The following is a 1677-nucleotide window of genomic DNA, read 5'->3' on the forward strand; positions in this document are numbered from 1 at the left end:
TCGGCAGGCTCAAGGACTGGCGGCGCATCCACACCCGCTATGACCGCTGCGCCCACACCTTCATGTCCGCGATCTGTATCGCTGCAGCCGTAATCTTCTGGCTCTGATCAATGAGTCCTGAGCCTAGGCTATCCGTCCGCTCCATATTGATATTGATTTTCTCTGGTGCGGGTCTAAGGACCCTTCAAGAGGGGCGTTAGGCAGCCTCCGCCAGGCACTTGGCACACGTCCCGCGAAACTCGATCACCGCCTTCTTGGCGGCGAAGCCGGTGGAGCGCACCCATTCGTCCAGCCGGTGGCCGACATCGTGGTCGGACATTTCGGTCACTTGCCCGCATGTGTCGCAGATGGCGAAAGCGGTCATCGAGTGGCTGTGGTCGTGCGGCTCGGCACAAGCGACGAAGGAGTTGATGCTTTCCAACCGATGCACAAAGCCGGACTTCACCAGCGTGTCGAGCGCCCGATAGACCTGCAGCGGTGCACGAAAGCCCCGCTCGCGCAGTTGGTCAAGCAAGGTGTAGGCGCTGAGCGGGCCGCTAGCGGCCTCAAGCTTTTCGAGCACGCACACCTGGTTCTTCGTCAGCACATCCCTTGCCGCCATGGTCCTGATCCACTCGTCTTGCGTCGCTCGCGCATCATTTCCGCGCGCAAACGATCCCTGTCCCACCCAGATAGCGACGAACAGGCATTTTTGCTACTGTTTCCAACATCTGCCCGGAAGAGACCGCTATCATCTACCGGATTGGGATAACAGGCAGGTTGCTCTCCGATGCAACATTCAAAATACTGACAAAATCTTCGGCAAGAGTTGCCGCGCTTGGAAATTCGATCGGGCTTGGGGAAGCAATCATGATCAAATTGACGCGGCGGACGCTGCTGGTCGGCACGTCCGCGGTGACGATGGCCGGCATGGTGTCGTTCCGGGCCATGGCCGCATCGCGCACTTACCATGCCCTGCTGGTGGCCTGTACCGAATATCCTGCCCTGCCGCAGAGGAACTGGCTTATCGGGCCGAAGAACGATGCCGGCCTGGTGCACGAGTATCTCCTGAAGAACGTGCCCGACCCGGTGCGGTTCGCGCCGGAAAACGTTACGCTGCTCGCCAAAGATGTGCCCGGCGCCAAAGGCTTGCCGACCCATGCGGCAATCAAGGCGGCACTCGCCGACCTCGCAGCCAAGGTGCAGCGCGACGATTTCGTCTACCTGCATCTGTCCGGTCATGGCGCCCAGCAACCGCAGAGGGTCAAGGGCGATGAGACAGACGGGCTCGACGAGATCTTCCTGCCCGTCGACATCGAAAAGTGGATCAACCGTGATGCCGGCGTGCCGAACGCGCTGGTCGACAACGAAATCGGCGACGCGCTCGACGCCATCCGCAACAAGGGCGCCTTCGTCTGGGCCGTGTTCGACTGCTGCCATTCCGGCACTGCGACCCGCGCCGTCGAAGTCGATGACGAGATGGAGCGCAAGGTCGAGTTCGCCGACCTGGTCGGCGGCAACGAGGCGGAGCGGGCCACTGCAATCAAGGCCTATGACGAGGTGACCTCGGCAGCCGGCTCGCGCGGCGTCGACGACAACGGCACGCGCAAGCCCGCCTTCACCCTGACCCCGACCGGCGGCGAACCGATCACCAAGGGCAAGCTGGTCGCCTTCTATGCCGCGCAGACGGTGGAGACG

The 1677-nt window shown here is 62.0% G+C and carries 2 protein-coding genes and 1 pseudogene; 2 read left to right on the forward strand and 1 reads right to left on the reverse strand.

Going from position 1 to position 1677, the window contains the following annotated elements; genetic code table 11:
• Nucleotides 1-107: pseudogene (locus EN935_RS34805) on the forward strand (IS5/IS1182 family transposase); the annotation flags it as partial.
• Between the two features lie 89 nt (nt 108-196).
• Here EN935_RS34805 and EN935_RS34810 read toward each other — a convergent pair.
• Nucleotides 197-601: a Fur family transcriptional regulator gene (locus EN935_RS34810; protein WP_127264562.1), complete on the reverse strand. Its 405-nt coding sequence runs from the start codon at nt 599-601 to the stop codon at nt 197-199.
• A 248-nt stretch (nt 602-849) separates the two neighbouring features.
• Here EN935_RS34810 and EN935_RS34815 point away from each other — a divergent pair.
• The coding region (locus tag EN935_RS34815; protein ID WP_164771637.1) for a caspase family protein at nt 850-1677 on the forward strand (828 nt) is incomplete at its 3' end.

Origin of the sequence: Mesorhizobium sp. M7D.F.Ca.US.004.03.1.1 (genome assembly GCF_003998635.1) — a bacterium.
In the GTDB taxonomy this organism is placed as follows: Bacteria; Pseudomonadota; Alphaproteobacteria; order Rhizobiales; family Rhizobiaceae; genus Mesorhizobium; species Mesorhizobium loti.